This is a genomic window from Caballeronia hypogeia, assembly GCF_001544875.2.
In the GTDB taxonomy this organism is placed as follows: Bacteria; Pseudomonadota; Gammaproteobacteria; order Burkholderiales; family Burkholderiaceae; genus Caballeronia; species Caballeronia hypogeia.
Window position 1 is genome coordinate 11,059 of the sequence record NZ_FCOA02000054.1, and the last position, 19,774, is coordinate 30,832.

Here is a 19,774-nt window from a genome sequence, read left to right on the forward strand (position 1 = left end):
GTCGACGCCGCACGCGCGGTCTCGATGCGTCGGCACGCGTCACGCAGCGTGGGCATCGGAACAGCATACGCGATCCGCACATGGTTCTCCACGCCGAACGCGCTGCCGTGCACCACGCCGACATGCTACGCCGTTGACCGTCAGCGTGTGCTCGCAGCTCTTCGCGCGTACCCACGCGCAGCTTCAGTTCGTTGAAGCCGCGTTCGAGATAGCGTGCTGCACGCGCGAGCATGGCGTCGTCGGTGGACCAGAAGAGCGTCTGGTTCGAGCGATACGCAAGCTCGTCGATGTGCTACGTGCCGAGCAGTTGGCAGCCGGCACGCACAAAGGTTTGCTGGCGCCGCAAGGGCTCGGGGTTCTCTACATCGCCGACGGTCTCCGGCCTATCTCGCGATGTCGAGTATGGCGAATCCGCCGGCCGATAACGACGTGCGTGTCTCGCCGGAGCGCGGCGGTATCCGCGTGAAGATAGGCGGCACCAGCCGTCGCAACGACCTTAGGTATTGTTGGAAGCTCGACGGCGTTGTGCAACCGCTGCCTGCGCCACGTCAAGAGAGGGCGGACGCTCGTTCAGCGAGGGAGAAGTATTGTCCTGTTTGCCGAAGAACTGCTGCCGATAGGTGATAGGAGTCATGTGCTTCGTCGCCTTGAACTGTCGATTGAAATTGGCCAGATTTGGAAAGCCCGAACGAGCAGCGATCACGGAGACAGGCATCTCCGTGTCTGTCAATCTGCGACACGCGTGACCGATTCGCACGCGAGTGATGTACTCTCCTACGCTCAAACCCAGGTGCTGTGTGAAGCGTCGCGTCAGTGTTCGTTCGGACATTCCTGCTGCCTTCGCAAGAGTCGGCAGTTTCAAGGGATGAGCGAATTGCGTGTCGATCAAGGACAGCACACGATCGAGTTGATCAGGCACATATCGCGATGTTGCACCGGCACGGGCATCAAAAGCGCTCGGTGACGCCAGAGGTTCGGCTGGGAAGTCTGACAACCAGACCAGAACATCGAGCACGGCTGTCAGCCTTTCCCGCGCATTCTCCGAAAGGAGTCGGTCAAGCTGCGCACGCATCAGTGCGCCTGCTCCTTCGTGGAACGCCAGTCCGCACGCAGCACGTCGAAGGAGACTATGCAGACTGGAAAACTCGGGGCATAGATCAGCGAGATGTCGCGCCCACGAGCCCCCGAACCATATGACGACAGCCACCTGTGGCTGCGAAGCGTTAATGGATTGATTCGACGACCATGTGTGGGGCAGGTCGGGCGGAACGAGCACCAGATCATCGTCACCATAGAACGCGACGGAATCCCCGATATAGCGACGGCCCTGACTGTTCATCGTGAGGGTCAACTCGTATTCCGGGTGGTAGTGTCGTTCGAACGGAATATGGGGAAGCCTTCGGTTATAGACTCTAACCGAGCAGCTTTCGCCGAAAGCCACGTGTTCGTAAGCCGCTTTCATCACTGAAAATAAGAAGTGGTTTGGATCTCGTCGCACGGCCGGGGCGAGTTGGAAGCGATCAAGGTCCCGGCTCAGATTCCGAAACGTCTAACTATTTTCCTTTAGTCACGACAGGATTGAGACGGCCGAGCGCACGGCCGTTTAACAAGTCGTTTCTCTACATTCCTGCAGAGTGAACACTTTCGACTTTCGAAGTCGTCAAACCGCAGAGTTTTCGCAACGTTAGTTTCCAGTGCCGGCGCATCCCCCGTGGAGAATCGTCAGGGCATTGGGAAGTAAATGTTCAAAAACTGTGTCTTGCACCTGTCTGGCAGATTTAGTTCCCGGAAATAGGAAAGGATTACTTCACCGCGCTATACGCGGAAGCCGCCGATGGTAAACCCGGACCGAACAGTCCTCGCCGAACTCGACATGCTCGTAAGCTGGTTTCATGGCCGAAAGCGCAAAGGAATTGCCTGAATAGTATCACTGGCGATCGCGTCGGCGTCATATGCTTTCCGCACAGAAATTCACATGGAGACGATCATGGCGCTGAAAATCGATGACATGCCGGGTGCGATCCGGCAGGCGAAAAAGGAACTGCGCGCCGCGCTGCCGAACTACCGTGAGGTCTTCGCCGAAGTCGAAAAGGCGATCGGCGAAGAAGCGAAGCGCATCGCCGCGCAGCGCGACCGCGGCGAGAATGTGATTCCCGAGATCCGGTTCGCCGACATCACCGAAGGCCGCGTGAGCGCCGAACAGATCGCGCTCGTGAAGTCGCGCGGCGCATGCGTGATCCGCCATGTCTTTCCTCGCGAGCAGGTGCGGCGCTGGGACGACGATATCGCGCACTACGTCGAACAGAACCGTCTCGACAAGCGCCTCGAAAATCGCGCCGAAGACAAATACTTCGGGCAACTGGCGTCGAGCAAGCCGCAGATCTATGGCGTGTACTGGTCGAAGCCTCAAGTGCTGGCGCGCCAGTCGGAGTCGCTGACCGCCGCGCGCGTCTTCCTCAACAGGCTCTGGCGCAACGAAAGCGAAGGGCGCGTGCACTTCGATCCGGAACGCGTGCCCGTCTATGCCGACCGTCTGCGCCGCCGGCCGCCCGGCTCGGCGTCGCTCGGCCTGTCGGCGCATTGCGATGGCGGCTCGGTCGAACGCTGGATCGAAGGCAATTTCCGCAAGGTGTATCGCCATGTGTTCGCGGGCAACTGGCGCGACTACGATCCGTTCGATGCCGCGTTCCGGCCCGACGTCGAAGAGATTGCATCGCCCGCCGTCTGCTCGATGTTCCGCACGTTCCAGGGCTGGACCGCACTGACGCCGCAAGGCCCGGGCGACGGCACGCTGCAACTCGTGCCCATCGCCGGTTCGATGGTGTACATCCTCCTGCGCGCGCTTCAGGACGACGTCGCCGACGACGACCTGTGCGGCGCCATGCCGGGACGCGCGCTCTCGATCAAGCCGGAATTTCACGCTCCGCTGTTCGAAGCGCTGTCGTCCATTCCGAAGATGGAGGCGGGCGACACCGTGTTCTGGCACAGCGATGTGATCCACGCGGTCGAAGACGAGCACAAGGGCGCCGGTTACAGCAATGTGATGTACATCGCCTCCGCTCCCGCGTGCGCGAAGAATGACGCGTATCTGAAGCGTCAGTTGCCGAGTTTTCTCGAGGGCGAGAGCCCGCCTGACTTCCCGGCCGATCATTTCGAAACCGATTTCACCGGCCGCGCGACCGTCGATGATCTGACGCCACTCGGCCGTGCGCAGCTCGGGCTTGATCTGTAGATCTGTCGTTGACAATAGCGGCGCGCGCGAGTCGCGTCGCAATACCCATAAAGAAAAAATCGGAGACTGCAATGAAACACTCACTGACGTCGGCCGCGACGGCCGTCGCGCTGTTCATCGCCGGCACGCATGCGGTGCTGGCCGCCGAACAGGTTTCGGTCCTGCACTGGTGGACTTCGGGCGGCGAATCCAAAGCCATCCGCGTACTCAAGGACGACATGAGCAAGCAGGGCTACGAGTGGAAGGACTTCGCCGTGGCGGGCGGATCAGGCACGGCGGCGATGACGGCGCTGAAGACGCAGGTGATCTCGGGCAATGCGCCGTCCGCCGCGCAGATCAAGGGGCCGCTGATTCGCGACTGGGCGGATCAGGGCGTGCTGGTGACGATCGACCAGTCCGCGGCGGACTGGAAGAGCCATATGCCCGCGCAGATCGACAACGCCATGAAGGCGGACGGCCATTATGTGGCGGCGCCGTTCTCGGTGCATCGGATCAACTGGCTGTGGATCAACAAGGCGGACCTCGACAAGGTGGGCGGTGCGCCGCCCACGACCTGGCCGGAATTTTTCGCGCTCGCCGACAAGTTTCGCGCAGCGGGCATCACGCCCGTCGCGCACGGCGGTCAGCCGTGGCAGGACATGACGATCTGGGAGACGGTCGTGCTGTCGCAAGGCACGGACTTTTACCGCAAGGCGCTCATCGATCTCGATCAGAAGACCCTGACGTCGCCGCAGATGATTCAGGTCTTCGAGACCGTGCAGAAGATCCGGACTTACTTCGACAAGGCCTATCACGGCCGCGACTGGAATCTCGCCACCGCGATGGTGATTTCCGGTTCGGGCGGCATGCAGTTCATGGGCGACTGGGCGAAGGGCGAGTTCGCCAACGCCAACAAGAAGGCGGATGTCGATTTCATCTGCGCGCCTGCGCCCGGGACGTCGAATGCCTACACGTACACGGCGGATGCATTCGTGTTCTTTCAGCAGAACGGCAAGAAAGACGCGACGCCGGGACAACTCGCGATGGCCAAAACCATCATGTCGCCCGCGTTTCAGGAACAGTTCAGTCTCAACAAGGGCTCGATTCCCGTGAGGCTCGATGTGCCGATGGACAAGTTCGACAGTTGCGCGAAGAAGTCCCGCGCGGACGAGCAGGCGACGATCAAATCGGGCGGATTCTTTCCGTCATTGGCTTTCGGTGAACTTCAGTCTCCGGTGACCGCTGGCGCGATCACCGATGTCGTGACGAACTTCATGAACTCGAACGAGGACGCGAAAGAGGGCGTGCGCAAGCTTGCCGCCGCCGCGAAAGTCAAGTAAGGAGACGAACATGAATCCAGTCGCCAAAAGGAAATGGCCGCGTTCCGGGCTCGAAACGACCGTGATGGGCTTCGGCGCCGCGCCGATCGGCAACATCTTCAGGCCGATCAGCGAAGAGGATTCGGCTGCGTTGATCAAGGCCGCGTGGGACGCGGGCGTGCGCTACTTCGATACCGCTCCGATGTACGGCCATGGTCTGAGCGAAGCGCGCTGCGGGTACGGTCTGCGATGGTATCCGCGCGATCAGTTCGTGCTGTCCACCAAGGTCGGGCGCATCCTCAAGCCGCGCAAGCGCGCCGGGATCGACTTTGCGCCTTGGGTGGACGGATTGCCGTTCGAGATGCACTTCGACTACAGCTACGACGGCACGATGCGCTCGATCGAGGACAGTCTGCAGCGTCTGGCGCTGGAGCACATCGACATCGCGTTGATTCACGACATCGATGTCTTTACCCACGGCGAGCGTCAGCCCGAGATGTTCGAGGCCGCGATGGCGGGCGCGTCGAAAGCGCTGCTCAAGCTTCGTGACGAGGGTGTGGTGAAGGCGGTGGGGCTCGGTGTCAACGAATGGCAGGTCGCGCACGAAGCCATCCGGCGGCAGGACTTCGATTGCCTGCTGCTGGCAGGTCGCTACACGCTGCTCGAACAGGACGCACTGGACGGCTTTCTGCCGCTGTGCGAAAAGCAGCAGGTGTCGGTCATACTCGGCGGCAGCTATAACAGCGGCATTCTCGCCACGGGCGCCGTGCCCGGCGCGAAATACAACTACGCGCCCGCGCCGGAGGACATTCTGGCGCGAGTGCGCAAGATGGAGCAGGTCTGCGAGGAATACGCGGTCCCGCTCAAAGCCGCGGCGCTGCAATTCGTCCTCGGGCATCCCGCGATTCCGACGAACATTCCGGGGGTGCGCACGGTCGCGCAACTCGACGACAACCTGCAGACCTTCCGGACGGAAATACCGGCGGAGTTCTGGGCCGAACTGAAGCGTCGCGAGCTGATTCGTCAGGATGCGCCGACGCCTCGATAGGAAGCCCGACGCCTTCGACGGTCACCAGAAATATGTGGCCTTCACGCCGAATGTGCGCGGCGCGGCGAAGGCGTAGCGATACGAGTCGTCGAAGCTATATTCCTCGGCGGCCGTGAAGACGCGCTGATTGGTCACGTTGCGGACATACGCCATCAGCTCGACGTTCTTGCGATTCGGTATCCAGGTCGCCGAGAGATCGGCGCTCAGGTAAGGCTTCTGATAGTCGTCGGCGTAGTTGTAGATCGTGAAGTGCTGACCGCTCTGGAACTTCGCATCCACACGGCCGACGATAGGCCCTGCCGCCATCATCCATGCATGTTCGAGCCCGAGGCCGACGGTGAACGCCGGGCTCTGCGGCGGCGCATTGCCGGCGAGCTGCACGTTCTGGCCGCTGCCGTCGTCGACGACGAAATCGGTGAAGCGCGCGTGCAGCCATGCCACGGACAACGTCAGCAGGCCGACCGGATCGATCAGCGCCCGGATATCGGCGTCCGCGCCATAGATGTGCGTGCGCCCCGCGTTGACGATCCTGGTGCCCACGCGCCCGTCGGCGAACGGCACCAGTTGCGCGATCTGCTGGCCCGAATAGTCGTAGTCGAAGACGCTCGCATTGATCTGCACGCCCTGCGAATCCCACAGCGACTTCGTGCCGATCTCGATGCCCTGCAGCGTCTCGGGCGCATACGATCCCGACGACGAAAAGCCGCCCGACTTGTAGCCGGTGTCGTAGCGCACGTAGTTCATCATCGCCGAGGTGGGCGCGTATTCGGCGGCGAGGTGCACGGTCGGCTTCGACCATGAACCGCAGTCGTCCTGCGGCACGTGCGTATAGACGAACGGCGGCTCGTTCGAATTAGCGAAGAAGTATTCGCCATCGCGGCTCTTTTCGTCGCGCGTCACGCGCAGGCCCGCAGTCAGTCTGATCTTGTCGGTCACCCGGTACGACGACTGGCCGAAAGCCGCCGTGGATGTCGTGCGGATGCCGTACGCGAACGCGAGCGTGGGCTGATAGACGCCGCCGTCGAACGGCGATTCGTTCGCGCTATACAGCGACGACGACTCGCGAAAGTACGACACGCCCGCCTGCCATGACCACGGACCATCGCCGAGCGAGCTTGCGCGCACTTCCTGATTCAGCGTCTTCGGAAACTCGTTCTGCCGGTACGACACCGGCTCGAGGAAACTCGGGCTGCTGTCGGCGGAATGTCGAAAGGTCAGGTTGTCGTAGCTGCCCGTATAGCTGAAATCGACGCCCTCGAAGTCATAGGCGACGTTCCAGCGGAGGTTCGTATCGTCGACGCTTTGCGATTGCGGTGTCGCATAGGTGAAGGTGCGTGGATCGGCCGGGAAGGGCGGCTTGTCGTGCGAGAGATGACCGTTCGCATCGCAGAGGTAGGGAATGTCCAGCGAGACCGGGCCCACGCCCTGCAACGTGGTCTGTTGCGCGGTGAACAGCATGCGCAGATGCGAGGTCGGCTGGAGCGCGACGGTCAGGCGCCCCGAGCGCGTGTTCTCGTCGTCGCCGTTGGCTTGCGGCGCGTTGTTCAGATAGCCGTCGTGCCGGCGCGAGATGGCGGCCACGCGAAACTGCAGAACGTCGTTCACCGGGACGTTGACCATCGCCTCCAGATTGCGCGTCGCGTAGTTGCCGAGATCGACGGAGGCGTAACCTTCCAGCGTTCGCGATGGCTTCGCCGTCACGATATCGACGATGCCGCCCACCGCGTTGCGCCCGTACAGCGTGCCTTGCGGCCCGCGCAGCACGGAGATGTGGTCGAGATCGTAGAGCGTGCCGCTCAGCGCGTACGGGCGATTGTTCGAGCTGCCGTCCGTCACGACGACCACGGACGGGTCGCCGATCTCGGTCGTGTCGCGGCTGGAGATGCCGCGAATCGTCAGCACGGGGACCACGGTCTGCACCTGCGCGTAGTTGAGATCGGGCGCGACGGTGGCGAGCGCTTTGAGGTCGCTCACGCCGGTGCTGTCGAGAAAGGCGTTGCCATAGACGCTCATGGCGATCGGCGTGCGCTGCTCGGGCGCGGGCCGCTTTTGCGCACTGACGATGATCGGCTTGAGCTGCTGCTGCGCGTCCGGATCGCTTTCATCGGCGCGAGCGGCGGTCGAAACGCCGGGAGAAAGAAGCGCGCTCAGGAATAGCAGACGCGCCGCCGTGAAAATACGGCGGCGATGAACGACTTCGCAATGCGGGAAGGACATGACAATCGCAGTCTGGGTGCAGCACAACACCTGCGATTGCTACGAGGCTGTCGGACACTGCCGGCCGTCCCCGCTCTCCGGAGGGATATCGGCCCGAACGGGAAAGTTTACTGCCTGACTACAGCGGAAAGCGACGAATTATAACGTTTGCCGAGTGTCGCTTTGGTAGGGCGTCTTCGGACCGCTCTCAACGCTTCCTCGCTTCTTCGAGACATGCCGCGAGCCTTTCGAAGTATTCCAGCGCCTTGCGCGTCGGCGAGACGGTTTTGATGCGCAGATCGTCGCTGCATTCGTCGACGGACACGAGACCTTGCTTCTTCAGACCCGACAGCTTTCGATGCACGGTGGCCGGCGCGCCCGCGACCGACAACGCCATTGTCTCCGTGACCGTCAGCGTGTGGCCCGCATGCCATGAAGCCGTGAGTGCTTCGAGCAAGCGTTCTTCCGACGCGTCGAGCTTCGGCACGCAAGGCATTGCGTGTACGGTCTGCGCCAGATTCAGGAAGCGGAAATAGGCGTCGAAGACGCTCCTTTTAGCCATGAATACACCGGTGATTTAGGACGATAAATCATAGCATCGGGGAAAAGATGAAGTCTGAGGAAACGCTGTGTGTTTATCAGGCGGATGAGTAATATTTCCGCTTATTTCGTTCTTATCAATCTGATAAGATCGCGGCACTAGAAGCCGGCGGGCCGTCCGGTAAAAACAACGACATCACGATGAATGCAGAACATTCCCTTACCCACGAAAGCGCGGAGAAGACGCAGGTGTGGGAGACCGACGACCGCTATGCGCAGCGGTTCACAGCACAGATCGCGCTGTGCCTTCGAAGCATTCTGTCGCGCGGCGATTTTCTGACAGTCGAATTCGAGGGCACTCAGTTGGTCACGCAACTGCTCGAAGTCGATTCGCGCAGCGCTCGCTTTGTGTTCGATCTGGGTGGCGCGCCGCGCGACAACCGCGAACTCATCCATGCCGACGAACTCATGTTCCGCAGTCAGCCGTCGGGCATTCGTACCCGGTTCGTGACGGGGCGTGCCGTCACGACGACCTTCGAAGGACGTCCGGCCTTCGAAGCGCCGTTTCCCGACGTGCTTCACTACGTGCAGCGCCGCGAGTACTACCGCGTCGATGCGCCGATGTTCGATGCGTTCATCGCCAGCGGAGCCGATGAAGCCGGTGCTTCGTTTCAGTTCGAATTGCAGGACCTGTCGCTTGGAGGCGTCGCGCTGCGGACGCGGGAGACGCGCTTCGAATCGCTTGAGCACGGCACATTATGGAAAGAAGTGAGCTTGCAAGTCGGCAAACTCGGCTCGGTGCCCGTGGATCTGGAGGTCGTCGCGCCTCGGCAAGTCGTCACGCGCACCGGCGAACGTCGTACCGTTCTGGGTTGCCGGTTCGTCGAGCTGAAGGGAAGCGCGGAGCGCGTGCTGCAACGTGCGATCACGCAACTCGAAATGGATCGCAAGGAGCGCGCGGCGCGGCTCTGATGCGCTTGTCGATGTCGACGAGGCGATCAGAACCGCGCGACGGGGTTCACACGTGATGCAATTTGCGCTTGGGCTGATGCGTGCGTTGCCGTGTTTCCCAACCTTCCGCGAGTCCCACGTGCGCATGCGAAGGTTCGAGCATCGGTGTCCCCTTGACGAGGTCGGCGGCGCGTTCGGCCAGCATGATCGTGGGCGCGTTCAGATTGCCGTTCGGTTCGGTCGGAAAGACGGATGAGTCGATCACGCGCAGTCCCTCCATGCCACGCACCCGCAGCTCCGAGTCGACAACGGCCATCGCGTCTTCGCCCATCCGGCACGATCCGCAGGGATGCATCGTGCTTTCCAGATTCGCCCGGACAAAGGCGTCGATCTCGGCATCCGTACGGACGTCCGGTCCCGGCGCGAGCTCGATATCGCGGTACGGATCCATCGCCGGCTGCGCGATGATCTCCCGCGTGAGGCGCACGCAACGCCTGAATCCCTCACGATCTTCCTCGCGTTCGAGATAGTTGAAGCGGATCTCGGGGTGCACGTACGGGTCGGCGGCATTCAGGCGCACGTAACCCCGGCTCTTCGGCTTGTTCGGGCCGGTGAGCACCATGAAGCCGTGTCCCTTGAGCGGCTTGTCGCCGTCATAGCGCATGGCGGCGGGCAGGAAGTGGAACTGGATGTCCGGCCAGCGCAAACCCGCTTCCGAGCGGATGAAACCGCCCGCCTCGAAATGGTTGCTGGCGCCGAGTCCATCCTTGAAGAGCAGCCAGCGCAGCCCGATCATGAACTTGCTGAACGGGTCCATCTTGCTGTTGAGCGTGACCGGCTGCTTGCACGCGTACTGAATGTAGATTTCGGCGTGATCCTGCAGGCTCTCGCCGACGCCCGGCAGGTCGTGCCGGACCTCGACGCCCGCGCGGCGCAGCACCTCCGCCGGTCCGATGCCCGAGCGCTGGAGCAGATGAGGCGAGCCGATCGGGCCCGACGAGATCAGCACTTCGGCGCGACAGCGCGCCGTGTGCGTCACGCCGCCCTGCTCGTAGATCACGCCCACCGCGCGCTTGCCTTCGGTCAGCACCCGGTGCGTCATCGCGTTGGTCACGACACGCAGGTTCGGCCGGTTCATCGCCGGTCGCAGATAGGCATTGGCGGTGGACCAGCGCACGCCGTCCTTCACGGTCATGTGCATTGCGCCGAAGCCTTCCTGCATGTGGCCGTTGCAATCGTCCGTCTTGATGTAGCCAGCCTGTGCGCCCGCTTCCACCCATGCGCCGTAGAGCGGATTGCGCATGTTGTTGCCGTTGTTCGTCGACAAGGGTCCGTTCTCGCCCCGGTAAAGATCGCCGCCGAACTTGTAGCTCTCCGCGCGCCGGAAATACGGCAGGCAGTTGGCGTAGCCCCAGCCGCGCGCGCCCAGCGATTCCCATTCGTCGAAGTCATACGCGTGGCCGCGAATATAGACGAGGCCGTTGATCGACGAAGACCCGCCCAGCACCTTGCCACGGGGACAATGCAACTGGCGTCCGTCGAGGTGAGGCTCCGGCGCGGTCTGGTACTTCCAGTTGTACTTCTTCGTGTTCATCGGCATGGAGAACGCGCTCGGCATCTGGATGATGATGCTGCGATCGCTGCCGCCGTACTCCAGCACCAGCACGCTCACTGACGGGTCTTCGCTGAGGCGGTTGGCCAGCACGCATCCGGCCGAACCCGCGCCGACGATGATGTAATCGTATTGATCGGTTGACATGTCTTTTCCTGTTTCTCAATCGTGGGTGACGCGTCGGGTCAGAAGCGCTTGTCGCCGGTCGTGTACTGGGGCGAGGTCTTTTCGATCTGGTGGATGAGCGCCTCTTCCTTGCTCATGTCGAGCGAGCGCGCGAGCAGGAAGTAGGCGATTCCCGAGACGATCAGGCCGACCAGCCACGCCAGATCGACACTGCCGATCGCTCGTGCCAGCGGACCGACGTAGACTTCGTCCTGGCCGTCGAAGATGCAGAAGAAGGGGACCATCGCGGCGAAGCCGATCACGTATGAAATCAGCCCGCGCACGCCCCACGCTCCGTACACGCTCCCGTGGGGCATGAAGAAATGCGGGATCGCGTAGCGGCCTTTGCGGACGAAGAAATAGTCGGTGAGATTGACCGCCGTCCACGGCACGAGGAAGTACAGCATCACGACGAGATAGATGTTCAGCACCGACAATCCCTTGCCCGACGTGTAGATGCTCAACGCCACGCCTAGCTGCAGGCATACGACGAAGAGCACCGCGACGATGCGCGTCCTCGCCGTCGGACGGATCTTCCTGAACGAATCGACGCCGGTGATGGCCGTGAGCTTCGCGCTGTAGATGTTCATCGCAATGACGGGCAGGAAGGCAAGAATCGTGACGCCGACGATCACGCTGCCAAGACCCGGCGCGAGATCGCTGCCGACCTGGTTGAGTGCGACGAGCACATCGCTCGCGTGCAGGTGATCGGCGAGCCAGCCGCCGACGGCTATCATCCACGCACCCGAGAGCGACGCCCCGACGAACACCGCTGCGATGAGCTTGCCGCCCGGCGTGTTCTTCGGCAGATAGCGCGAGTAGTCGGACACGTAGGGCGCATAGGCGATGTTGTAGCTCGCGGCCGCGGCGAACTGGGCGATGAATCCCGTCCAGTTGAAGCCGAGCGGCGCCGGAGGATTCGCGCCGGCAGCCGTTGCCGGCAGCGGGATGTCATGCACCCAGTGCATCAGCACCGCGAGGGTGACGAGCCCGTACAGCGGCAGCGACAGATACAGCGCCCACTTGAAGCTGCGGTGCATCCAGTCGTGGCCGAGCACGGCGAGTATCGACGCCGGCACGGTGACCGCGAGCGCGATCCTGATGGGGTCCCAGCCGAACAGCGTCTTCAGGCCCTGCATCATCAACACGAGATTGACGATGTTGAAGCCCGCGAAGACGAACAGCGTCGCGAACAACACCAGAATGACGCCGCGATAGCCGAACTGCGCGCGCGACTGGATCATCTGCGGCAAGCCGAGATGAGGCCCTTGCGAGCCGTGAAACGCCATGAACAGCGTCCCGAACATGATGCCGAGCGTGCCGGCCACCGTCGTCCACCACGACGTGAGACCAACGCTCGGCCCGACGAAGCCGATCGTCATCGTGAAGAAGGTAAAGTTGCCGAGGAACCAGAAAGGTCCCTGGCGGGACAGCCGGTCGGTTCGCTCGTGCTCGGGAATGAAGTCGATCGAATGACCTTCGATCGCGCCGTGTTCGCTCGCCGCCGCCGGGTTTGAGCCCGCGTTCGCAGTGCTTTCATACGATTTCATCGCGTACCTCGATCAGTATGCTGATGCCGTGAGAGGGGACAGACGCTCAGTGCAAGGTGATCCAGACGGCCTTCGTCTCCGTCAGATGATCGAGCTGCTCCATCCCGAGGTCCTTGCCGAAACCCGATTCCTTGAAGCCGCCGAATGGCATCGCCGGGTCGATCGTGCTGTGCGCGTTCACGTAGACGCTGCCCGCGCGCAGTTGCGGCACCAGCGCATGGATGCGATTGACGTCGTTCGAGTAGATGGCCGCGGCGAGACCGTAAGGCGAGTCGTTCGCGAGCTGAACGGCGTCGCGGATATCGTCGAACGGCGAGGTCACGAGCACGGGTCCGAAGATCTCTTCGCGAACGATCTTCATCGAGTTGCGGCAATGCGCGAAGATCGCGGGTTCGACGAAGTAACCGGCCTCGTTCCGCCTGCGTCCGCCGTAGACGAGCTCGGCCCCTTCGCGCCTTCCCGTGTCGATATACGCGCTCACGCGTTCCTTCTGCTGCGCCGATACCAACGGACCGATGAAGCAGTCGGGATCGAGGCCCGGCGCGATCTTCAACGTGCGCGTGTAATCGACGAGCGCGGCGAGAAAGCGCTCATGGATCTTGCGCTGGACATACACGCGCGTGCCGGCGTCGCAGACCTGACCGGAGTTGAAGAACATGCCGTTCGCGACAGCGCGCGCGGCGGCGTCGACGTCCGCGTCGTCGAGCACCAGCACCGGCGACTTGCCGCCCAGTTCCAGCGTCACGCGGCGGATGTCGTGCACGGCCGCCTGTCCCACGTCGCGCCCCACGGCCGTCGAGCCGGTGAACGTGAGCTTGTCGATGCCGGGATGACGCGCGAGCGCCGCGCCGATCACGCCGCCACGTCCCGTCACGACATTGACGACGCCTTCCGGAATGCCGGCCTCCTGCACCAGCTCGGCGAAGCGCAGCGTCGACAGCGACGTGAGTTCGGCCGGCTTGATGACCGCCGTGCAGCCCACGGCGAGCGCTGCTGCGAGCTTCCACGCCATGGTCTGCAGCGGAAAATTCCAGGGCACGATGATGCCCACCACGCCGATCGGCTCCTTGCGCGTATAAGCGACATAGTCGCCCGGCAGCGAAGGCTCGACGGTGCGCCCGTGCAGCTTCGAGGCCCAGCCGGCGAAGTAGCGGAACGTGTCGATGGTGCCCTGCACGTCGACGTCACGCGCCTGCGCGGCGGACTTGCCCATGTCGATCGATTCGATTTCCGCGAGCTCGGTCGCGTTGGCTTCGAGCAGGTCCGCGAGCCGGTGCAGCAGGCGTTCGCGTTCCAGCGGCTTGAGCTTGCGCCACGCACCGCCATCGAACTGGGCGCGCGCGGCGCGCACCGCGCGATCGAGATCGTCGGCGGTGGCGAGCGGAATCTGCGTGATGACGCCGGTGGTCGATGGCTCGATCACATCGAGCGTTTCTCCCGCGGCGCCCGTGACCCATTCACCGGCGATGAACATTTTCTGCGGCTTGTTCAAAAAGCGCGTGGTGGCTTCCTGAACGCCGAACTGCGCCAGGTAATTGCGGACAATGGTATCCAACGTCGTCTCCTGATTGTCCGGGGCTTCGTGATGTCGAGCCCCGTGAATGGCGGTGTGAACCGTTCGCTTGCAGGCGCGTATCAGCGTCTGGCCTTGCTGCGCTCGTGAAAGATGAAGCCGATCGAATTCATCAGCAGTTGAGCGGCGAGAATCGGCGTGACGCCGGCGGGATCGTAGGCGGGCGCGACCTCCACGAGGTCCATTCCTGCGATGTTTCCACGGCTGCGCCGGGCGAGCGCCTGGATGATCTCGAGCACCTCGTAGTACTGGAAGCCGCCGTGGCTCGGCGTGCCCGTACCGGGCGCGATGGAAGGGTCGAAGCCGTCGATGTCGATGGTTATATAGTAGGCCGCGCCTTCGGGAATGCGGGCGAGCACGCCGTCCGTCCCGAGCCGGCGCACGTCGCGCACGGAAAGGATTTCGGAACCCGCACGGCGCGCCGCGTCATAGTCGTCACGGTTCGAAGACGACACGTTGCGAATGCCGAGCTGCGTCATGCCGACGATATGGTCCATCTCGGATGCGCGCCGCAACGGATTGCCGTGCCCGTAGCGCACGCCATGACGCTCGTCGACGAAGTCCAGATGCGCGTCGAAATGGATGATGTGAATCGGCCCTCTGCCTTCGAACGCCTTGATCACCGGCGCATGAATCGAATGGTCGCCGCCCAGCGTGACGGGCATCGCGCCGCACGCGAGGATCTTCCGCACCGCGAGCTCGATGTTCGCGTTGCTGCTCGCCATGTCGGTGTGCACGATGTCGGCGTCGCCGACATCGACCATGCGCACCTGATCGCGGCTCAGATACAGCACGTCGTCTTCGTGGTCGTAGGCGCCGGCGTGCCCGAACGAAAACAGCGTGGAGGCTTCACGGATGCTGCGCGGCCCGAAGCGCGCGCCGGAGCGCCATTGCGTGCCCATGTCGTTCGGCGCGCCAAGGATCGCCACGTCGGCGTCGATCCGGTTCCAGTCGAGGCACACCGGCGACTTCGCGAACGTGCAATGGCCGACGAACGGCAGGTTGAGCCGCCCGGATTCATAGTTGTTGCCCTGCATCTCTATCTCCTGTTCTGTCAAGATGGACCGCAGGTCGAGCCTGCGCGTTGTTTTGAGAAACTATGAACAGGAATGACGGACGTAAAAATCACGAGTATCGGATGTTCACATCGGATAATCCGAAGCAATGACGAGGGGAGGCGCAACCCGATGACCCAGTTGCAGGACGTGGATCTCAAGCTGCTGCGCGTGTTCATGGCCGTGGTGCGATGCGGCGGTTTCTCCGCCGCGCAGGCGAGCCTGAACGTGAGCCAGTCGACGATAAGCGAACAGATGACCACGCTGGAGACCCGCCTCGGGCTCAAGCTGTGCGAACGGGGCCGCGGCGGCTTCCGGCTGACCGAGCACGGCATCGCGACCTTCGAGGCGGCGCAGCGGCTGCAAATAGCCGTGGAAGCGTTCTGCATGGATACCGACGCGCTCAAGAAGCACATTTCGGGCAGGCTATACCTCGGGACCATCGACAACACGGTCTCCGACAAGACCTCGCCGCTGCCGCACGCGTTGCAGAAGTTCGTGTCGCGCGGGCACGACGTGCACGTCGATATCTATGTCGGTTCGCCCGCCGAGCTCGAGGAGCGCGTGCTCGACGGCCGGCTCCATGTGGCGATCGGGCACTTCCCGATTCATGTGCCCGGGCTGAGATACGACGAGCTTTACGTCGAACCGGACGGCCTCTATTGCGGCAAGGGCAGCCCGCTCTACGCGCGCGCGTTCGACGCCGACGTGTCCTCGGAAATGATCGCCGAAAGCCGGATCGTCGCGCGGGGCTACTTCCAGCAGCACGATCTGCGGATGCTGAGCGCGAGCAAGGCGGCGGCCACCGTCGACAATGTCGAGGCGCAGGCCATCCTCATTCTGTCGGGCGCGTACGTGGGGTTTCTGCCCAATCACTACGCCACCGGCTGGGTCGAGAGCGGCGACATGCGCAGGGTCTGCGCCGAGCGCTTCGGCGCCGGCTGGCCGTTCTGCGCAATCACGCGGCGAGGCGCGTCGATGCCGTCGATCCTGAAGGTGTTCATGGCGGACCTGCAGGCGTGTCACGAGGCGTTGCGAGCGGCCGCGTCAGAAGCCTGACGCGCGCATCGTCCGATAAGGCTGCGCCTGCATCCCAAAAAAACCGCTTGCATCCGGAAATCCGGAAAGCTATCGTGCCAGTGTTCTCGAATGCAGCGCGGGAGAGACCGTCAGGCTCATGACGGCGCCGACGGAGCAACCGCCCCGGAAACTCTCAGGCCCAAGGACCGCGCCGCAGGAACGATCTGGAGAGAGGCGCACTGCGCCCACCGAAGGGGATTTCCCGCCAGGGCGCCACGCAGGAGCGGCGGCCACGCAGGATCGAAACTCTCAGGTACATGGACAGATGGGGCAGGGAGCCGGACCGACGCGCGTCGCGTCCACCCGGCACATGCTCAACGCAATCTGGACCATGTCATGTCAAGAATCGCCATTATCGGCGCCGGCATCACCGGCGTCACGACCGCTTACGCCCTCGTTCGCCGCGGCTTCGACGTCACCGTTTTCGAACGGCATCGCTATGCGGCCATGGAAACCTCCTTTGCGAACGGCGGCCAGTTGTCCGTCAGCAACGCGGAAGTCTGGAATCACACCGCAACCGTCGTGAAGGGACTGCGATGGATGCTCACGCGCGATGCGCCGTTGCTGCTCAATCCTTTGCCTTCATGGCACAAGTACTCGTGGATGGGCGAGTTCCTGCGCCAGATCGGGAACTACCGCGCGAACACCATCGAAACCGTGCGCATCGCACTTGCGGCACGCAGCCATCTGTACACGATCGCTGAGCGCGAGCATATCGACTTCGATCTGGAGCGTCGGGGCATTCTGCATGTCTATCGAAGCCGCAAGGACTACGATAGCGCCGCTAAAGTCAACGAGCTGCTGCGCGAAGGCGGACTCGACCGGCATGCCGTCGCTGGCGGCGAAATCGGCGGGATCGAGCCGGCGTTGCAGGGCGATTTCCATGGCGGCTTCTTCACACCTTCGGATGCGACCGGCGATATTCACAAGTTCACGCGGGGGCTTGCGCAAGCGTGCGTGAGGCATGGTGTCAAGTTCTGCTACGACACGGAAATCGCGTCGATCGACCAGACCCGCGACGGGCGTTTCGACATCCGGACGCGCAACGCCGAGGACGCGCTCGCAAGCGGGTTCGATCGCATCGTCGTGTGTGCGGGCGTGCGAAGCCGCGAGTTCGCGCAGATGCTCGGCGATCACGTGAACGTGTATCCCGTGAAGGGCTATTCGATCACGGTATGCCTCGACGACGAGAAGAGCCGGCAGGCGGCCCCGTGGGTGAGCCTGCTCGATGACAAGGCGAAGATCGTGACGAGCCGTCTCGGAGCAGACCGATTTCGCGTAGCGGGCACGGCGGAGATCAATGGCTTCAATCGCGACATCAGGGCCGATCGCATCGCGCCGCTCGTCGCGTGGACGCGTGAGCTGTTTCCGGAGATATCGACCGCGCGGGTGATTCCCTGGGCCGGTCTGCGTCCGATGATGCCGAGCATGCTGCCGCGCGTCGGGCAGGGCAAGCGTGCGGGCGTCTACTACAACACGGGGCACGGGCATCTCGGATGGACCTTGTCCGCGGCGACTGCGGAGTCGATTGCGGATGCGATCCTGCTGGACCCGGCTCAGTGCGCAGTGGACCTGCGTCGCGCCGCATAAGAAGCAGCGCGCGCGGCCTCGCGATTGTGCGGCCGCGCGCGTTTCCCGTCGTTGATGGACGATGGGGCTTCAGTTGGTGTACTGGAGTGTCGCGGGGTTACTCGTTTTGAAGATCAGATACCACGGCATCTGCGTGCTGTCGGGATGGCCTGGCTGCAGGTCGCCGTAGGGCTTGATGAGAACGGAACATTGCAGCGTCGAAACATTACAACGCAGCAACTCGCCCGCCGTGTTCGAATCAGTACCTGAGATGGGTACGAACAGGTCACCGCCCGGCCCGAGGATGATCGCCTGCGCTGGTGCGCGGGGCGGATTCGGATGCGGCTTGTTTGCCTTGGTATCCAGTTCTATCTTGGCGAGAAGGCTGCCATTCTGCCCGTTGAGTTTCAGTAGTTTGTCGGTATCCGTCGGTGCAGTGGAATCGCTGCGAAAACTCGTGACCCACAGGTTGCCCTGATTGTCGACGACCAGGCCCTCAGGGCGGTGCAGATAGGGAACCGAGTTCCCGCTGTTGGACGCGAGCACCTTGTCGAAGACCAGGTTCCCACCAGAAGCGGGACGACGGAACGTCAGGACATAACCCGCAAGCGGATCGGAACTCGGGTCATAGTCGGGGTCTGTCGGGTCGAGACAGCCGATTGCGGTGACATACAGCGTACCGTCCGGCGCGAAGACGACCCCGCGCGGATGGAATACGTGCGGAAACTGCCGGGGATCGGGAGCGAGGCTGTACTGAAAGACGCCTGAATTGTTGTACACGTTGACACTGCCTGCATTTGCGCACTTGCCCGGCTTACTGAGCATCGACGCCACGTAGAAGCTCGAGTCCGTGCCCAGCACGATTCCTCGCGGCGCAAACGGCGCATTGATATCGCTGGAGGAAATCAGTTTGCCGATAAAAGTCCCCGTCGCGCCGTCGAACTTGAGCACTTCTCCGCGTTGACCTGTATTCACGTTCTGATTCACGACGTATAGCTGCCCCTGGCTAAAAATCATTCCAGTCGGCCCATTCAATCCCGCGCTTTTCGGCTCGATAAAAATCGACGTTACGCCGGTCTGCAAGTCGAACTGTTTGACGGAATTGTCCGCGACATCTCCCATGAACAACTGCTGCGCCGATCCGGAAGACGCGATCGACCACGACGCCATCGCAACGATCGAAGCCAGCATCATGGAGCGCCGCCGGTTACGGCAATTCAGCCAGCGACTGACTTGCGAAAAGGCCTTCGGAAAAGCGCTGCGAGCATTGGCAATCATTCGATACCTCCGTCGGTTGCTGGAAGACCGACGAGGCGACGACGGGCAATCGTCGACAGCAACGCCGGCGAGACTCGGGGTGACTGCGCCACATCCGGCGTGCCTGTCCGGCAGTCGGCAGAACATGCGCGGCTACACGTCGCGACGTGCAGCGCCATAGCTTTGATTGGTTAGCCGGTGATAAGGCCGTATAAGACACCGGGGAAGAATGCGCTTCCATTGGCTGCGCCTCCCCACTTTCCTCCGCCACATCCGGATAAGGCCGTGACGATGGATGCGATGACTATCGAAACAAGAAGTGTCCTGGCAAATGCGATTGAGCCTTTCATGGCAATCTCCATCGTAGTCACGGTTCTGGACCGGCGTCCGAACATCTGGGCTGTGCTTGAACAAGCCCGAATAGCGAAAACAACCTCGATACCGGCAGGCAGCTGCAAAGTAGTGGGTCTTCTTTTTATTATTTTGGATAACTATGCATGGAATACCAGGATGTGGCTCTTTTGAAGCGAGCGAGGAAATGACTGTGAGAGCCTGTGCGATGCAATCACCGGGCGGTTTCAAGGTTGAAGCGCAACGGCGGATTTAATGTTTAGAGCCCATGAGGTTGAGCTGCGGAAGCGAGTGTGG

The 19,774-nt window shown here is 62.3% G+C and carries 15 protein-coding genes and 2 riboswitches; of the genes, 7 read left to right on the top strand and 8 right to left on the bottom strand.

Annotated features, from left to right (window positions below):
- Positions 1–496: 496 nt before the first annotated feature.
- Positions 497–1,462, bottom strand: a complete 966-nt coding sequence (locus AWB79_RS38725; protein ID WP_074169484.1) for a helix-turn-helix domain-containing protein — start codon at positions 1,460–1,462, stop codon at positions 497–499.
- 525 nt (positions 1,463–1,987) lie between these two features.
- Between AWB79_RS38725 and AWB79_RS36730 the strand changes: the two genes are divergently transcribed.
- From AWB79_RS36730 to AWB79_RS36740, 3 genes are all read left to right on the top strand, one after another.
- Positions 1,988–3,232, top strand: a complete 1,245-nt coding sequence (locus AWB79_RS36730) for a DUF1479 domain-containing protein (protein ID WP_061172391.1) — start codon at positions 1,988–1,990, stop codon at positions 3,230–3,232.
- Positions 3,233–3,303: 71 nt separating this feature from the next.
- The gene (locus AWB79_RS36735; protein WP_061172379.1) at positions 3,304–4,551 is read left to right on the top strand and encodes an ABC transporter substrate-binding protein; all 1,248 of its coding nucleotides are present in this window, start codon (positions 3,304–3,306) and stop codon (positions 4,549–4,551) included.
- Between the two features lie 10 nt (positions 4,552–4,561).
- A complete protein-coding gene (locus AWB79_RS36740; protein ID WP_061172380.1) occupies positions 4,562–5,578 on the top strand; it encodes an aldo/keto reductase in 1,017 nt (338 codons plus the stop codon).
- Between the two features lie 21 nt (positions 5,579–5,599).
- Here AWB79_RS36740 and AWB79_RS36745 read toward each other — a convergent pair whose 3' ends face one another.
- Both AWB79_RS36745 and AWB79_RS36750 read right to left on the bottom strand, forming a co-directional pair.
- Positions 5,600–7,795 carry a TonB-dependent receptor gene (locus tag AWB79_RS36745; RefSeq protein WP_061172381.1) on the bottom strand — a complete coding sequence of 732 codons (2,196 nt, stop codon included), beginning with the start codon at positions 7,793–7,795 and terminating at the stop codon, positions 5,600–5,602.
- A gap of 187 nt (positions 7,796–7,982) precedes the next feature.
- A complete protein-coding gene (locus AWB79_RS36750; protein WP_061172382.1) occupies positions 7,983–8,336 on the bottom strand; it encodes a helix-turn-helix domain-containing protein in 354 nt (117 codons plus the stop codon).
- 179 nt (positions 8,337–8,515) lie between these two features.
- Between AWB79_RS36750 and AWB79_RS36755 the strand changes: the two genes are divergently transcribed.
- Entirely contained in the window at positions 8,516–9,286 is a 771-nt protein-coding gene (locus AWB79_RS36755; RefSeq protein ID WP_061172383.1) for a flagellar brake protein, read from the top strand.
- A 46-nt stretch (positions 9,287–9,332) separates the two neighbouring features.
- On the opposite strand, the gene betA is transcribed toward AWB79_RS36755, so the two are convergent.
- The 4 genes from betA to speB all read right to left on the bottom strand — a co-directional run bounded on the left by betA (position 9,333) and on the right by speB (position 15,202).
- On the bottom strand, positions 9,333–11,024 hold the full coding sequence (gene betA, locus AWB79_RS36760) for a choline dehydrogenase (RefSeq protein ID WP_061172384.1): 1,692 nt from the start codon (positions 11,022–11,024) through the stop codon (positions 9,333–9,335).
- A gap of 38 nt (positions 11,025–11,062) precedes the next feature.
- Positions 11,063–12,592: a purine-cytosine permease family protein gene (locus AWB79_RS36765; protein WP_061172385.1), complete on the bottom strand. Its 1,530-nt coding sequence runs from the start codon at positions 12,590–12,592 to the stop codon at positions 11,063–11,065.
- A 46-nt stretch (positions 12,593–12,638) separates the two neighbouring features.
- Positions 12,639–14,147: an aldehyde dehydrogenase family protein gene (locus tag AWB79_RS36770; RefSeq protein ID WP_061172386.1), complete on the bottom strand. Its 1,509-nt coding sequence runs from the start codon at positions 14,145–14,147 to the stop codon at positions 12,639–12,641.
- Between the two features lie 80 nt (positions 14,148–14,227).
- The gene (gene speB, locus AWB79_RS36775; RefSeq protein WP_061172387.1) at positions 14,228–15,202 is read right to left on the bottom strand and encodes an agmatinase; all 975 of its coding nucleotides are present in this window, start codon (positions 15,200–15,202) and stop codon (positions 14,228–14,230) included.
- A gap of 150 nt (positions 15,203–15,352) precedes the next feature.
- Between speB and AWB79_RS36780 the strand changes: the two genes are divergently transcribed.
- Together AWB79_RS36780 and AWB79_RS36785 are read left to right on the top strand one after the other, a co-directional pair.
- Entirely contained in the window at positions 15,353–16,279 is a 927-nt protein-coding gene (locus AWB79_RS36780) for a LysR family transcriptional regulator (RefSeq protein ID WP_061172388.1), read from the top strand.
- Positions 16,280–16,367: 88 nt separating this feature from the next.
- Positions 16,368–16,459: riboswitch (glycine riboswitch) on the top strand.
- A 3-nt stretch (positions 16,460–16,462) separates the two neighbouring features.
- A riboswitch (glycine riboswitch) is annotated at positions 16,463–16,567 on the top strand.
- 69 nt (positions 16,568–16,636) lie between these two features.
- A complete protein-coding gene (locus AWB79_RS36785; protein ID WP_061172389.1) occupies positions 16,637–17,890 on the top strand; it encodes a D-amino acid dehydrogenase in 1,254 nt (417 codons plus the stop codon).
- Positions 17,891–17,959: 69 nt separating this feature from the next.
- Here the strand turns inward: AWB79_RS36785 and AWB79_RS36790 are convergent, their stop codons facing one another.
- Entirely contained in the window at positions 17,960–19,147 is a 1,188-nt protein-coding gene (locus AWB79_RS36790; protein ID WP_061172390.1) for an NHL repeat-containing protein, read from the bottom strand.
- Between the two features lie 264 nt (positions 19,148–19,411).
- On the opposite strand from AWB79_RS36790, the gene AWB79_RS39900 reads away from it, so the two are divergent.
- A complete protein-coding gene (locus tag AWB79_RS39900; RefSeq protein ID WP_157695930.1) occupies positions 19,412–19,651 on the top strand; it encodes a hypothetical protein in 240 nt (79 codons plus the stop codon).
- The last annotated feature ends 123 nt before the right edge of the window (positions 19,652–19,774 follow it).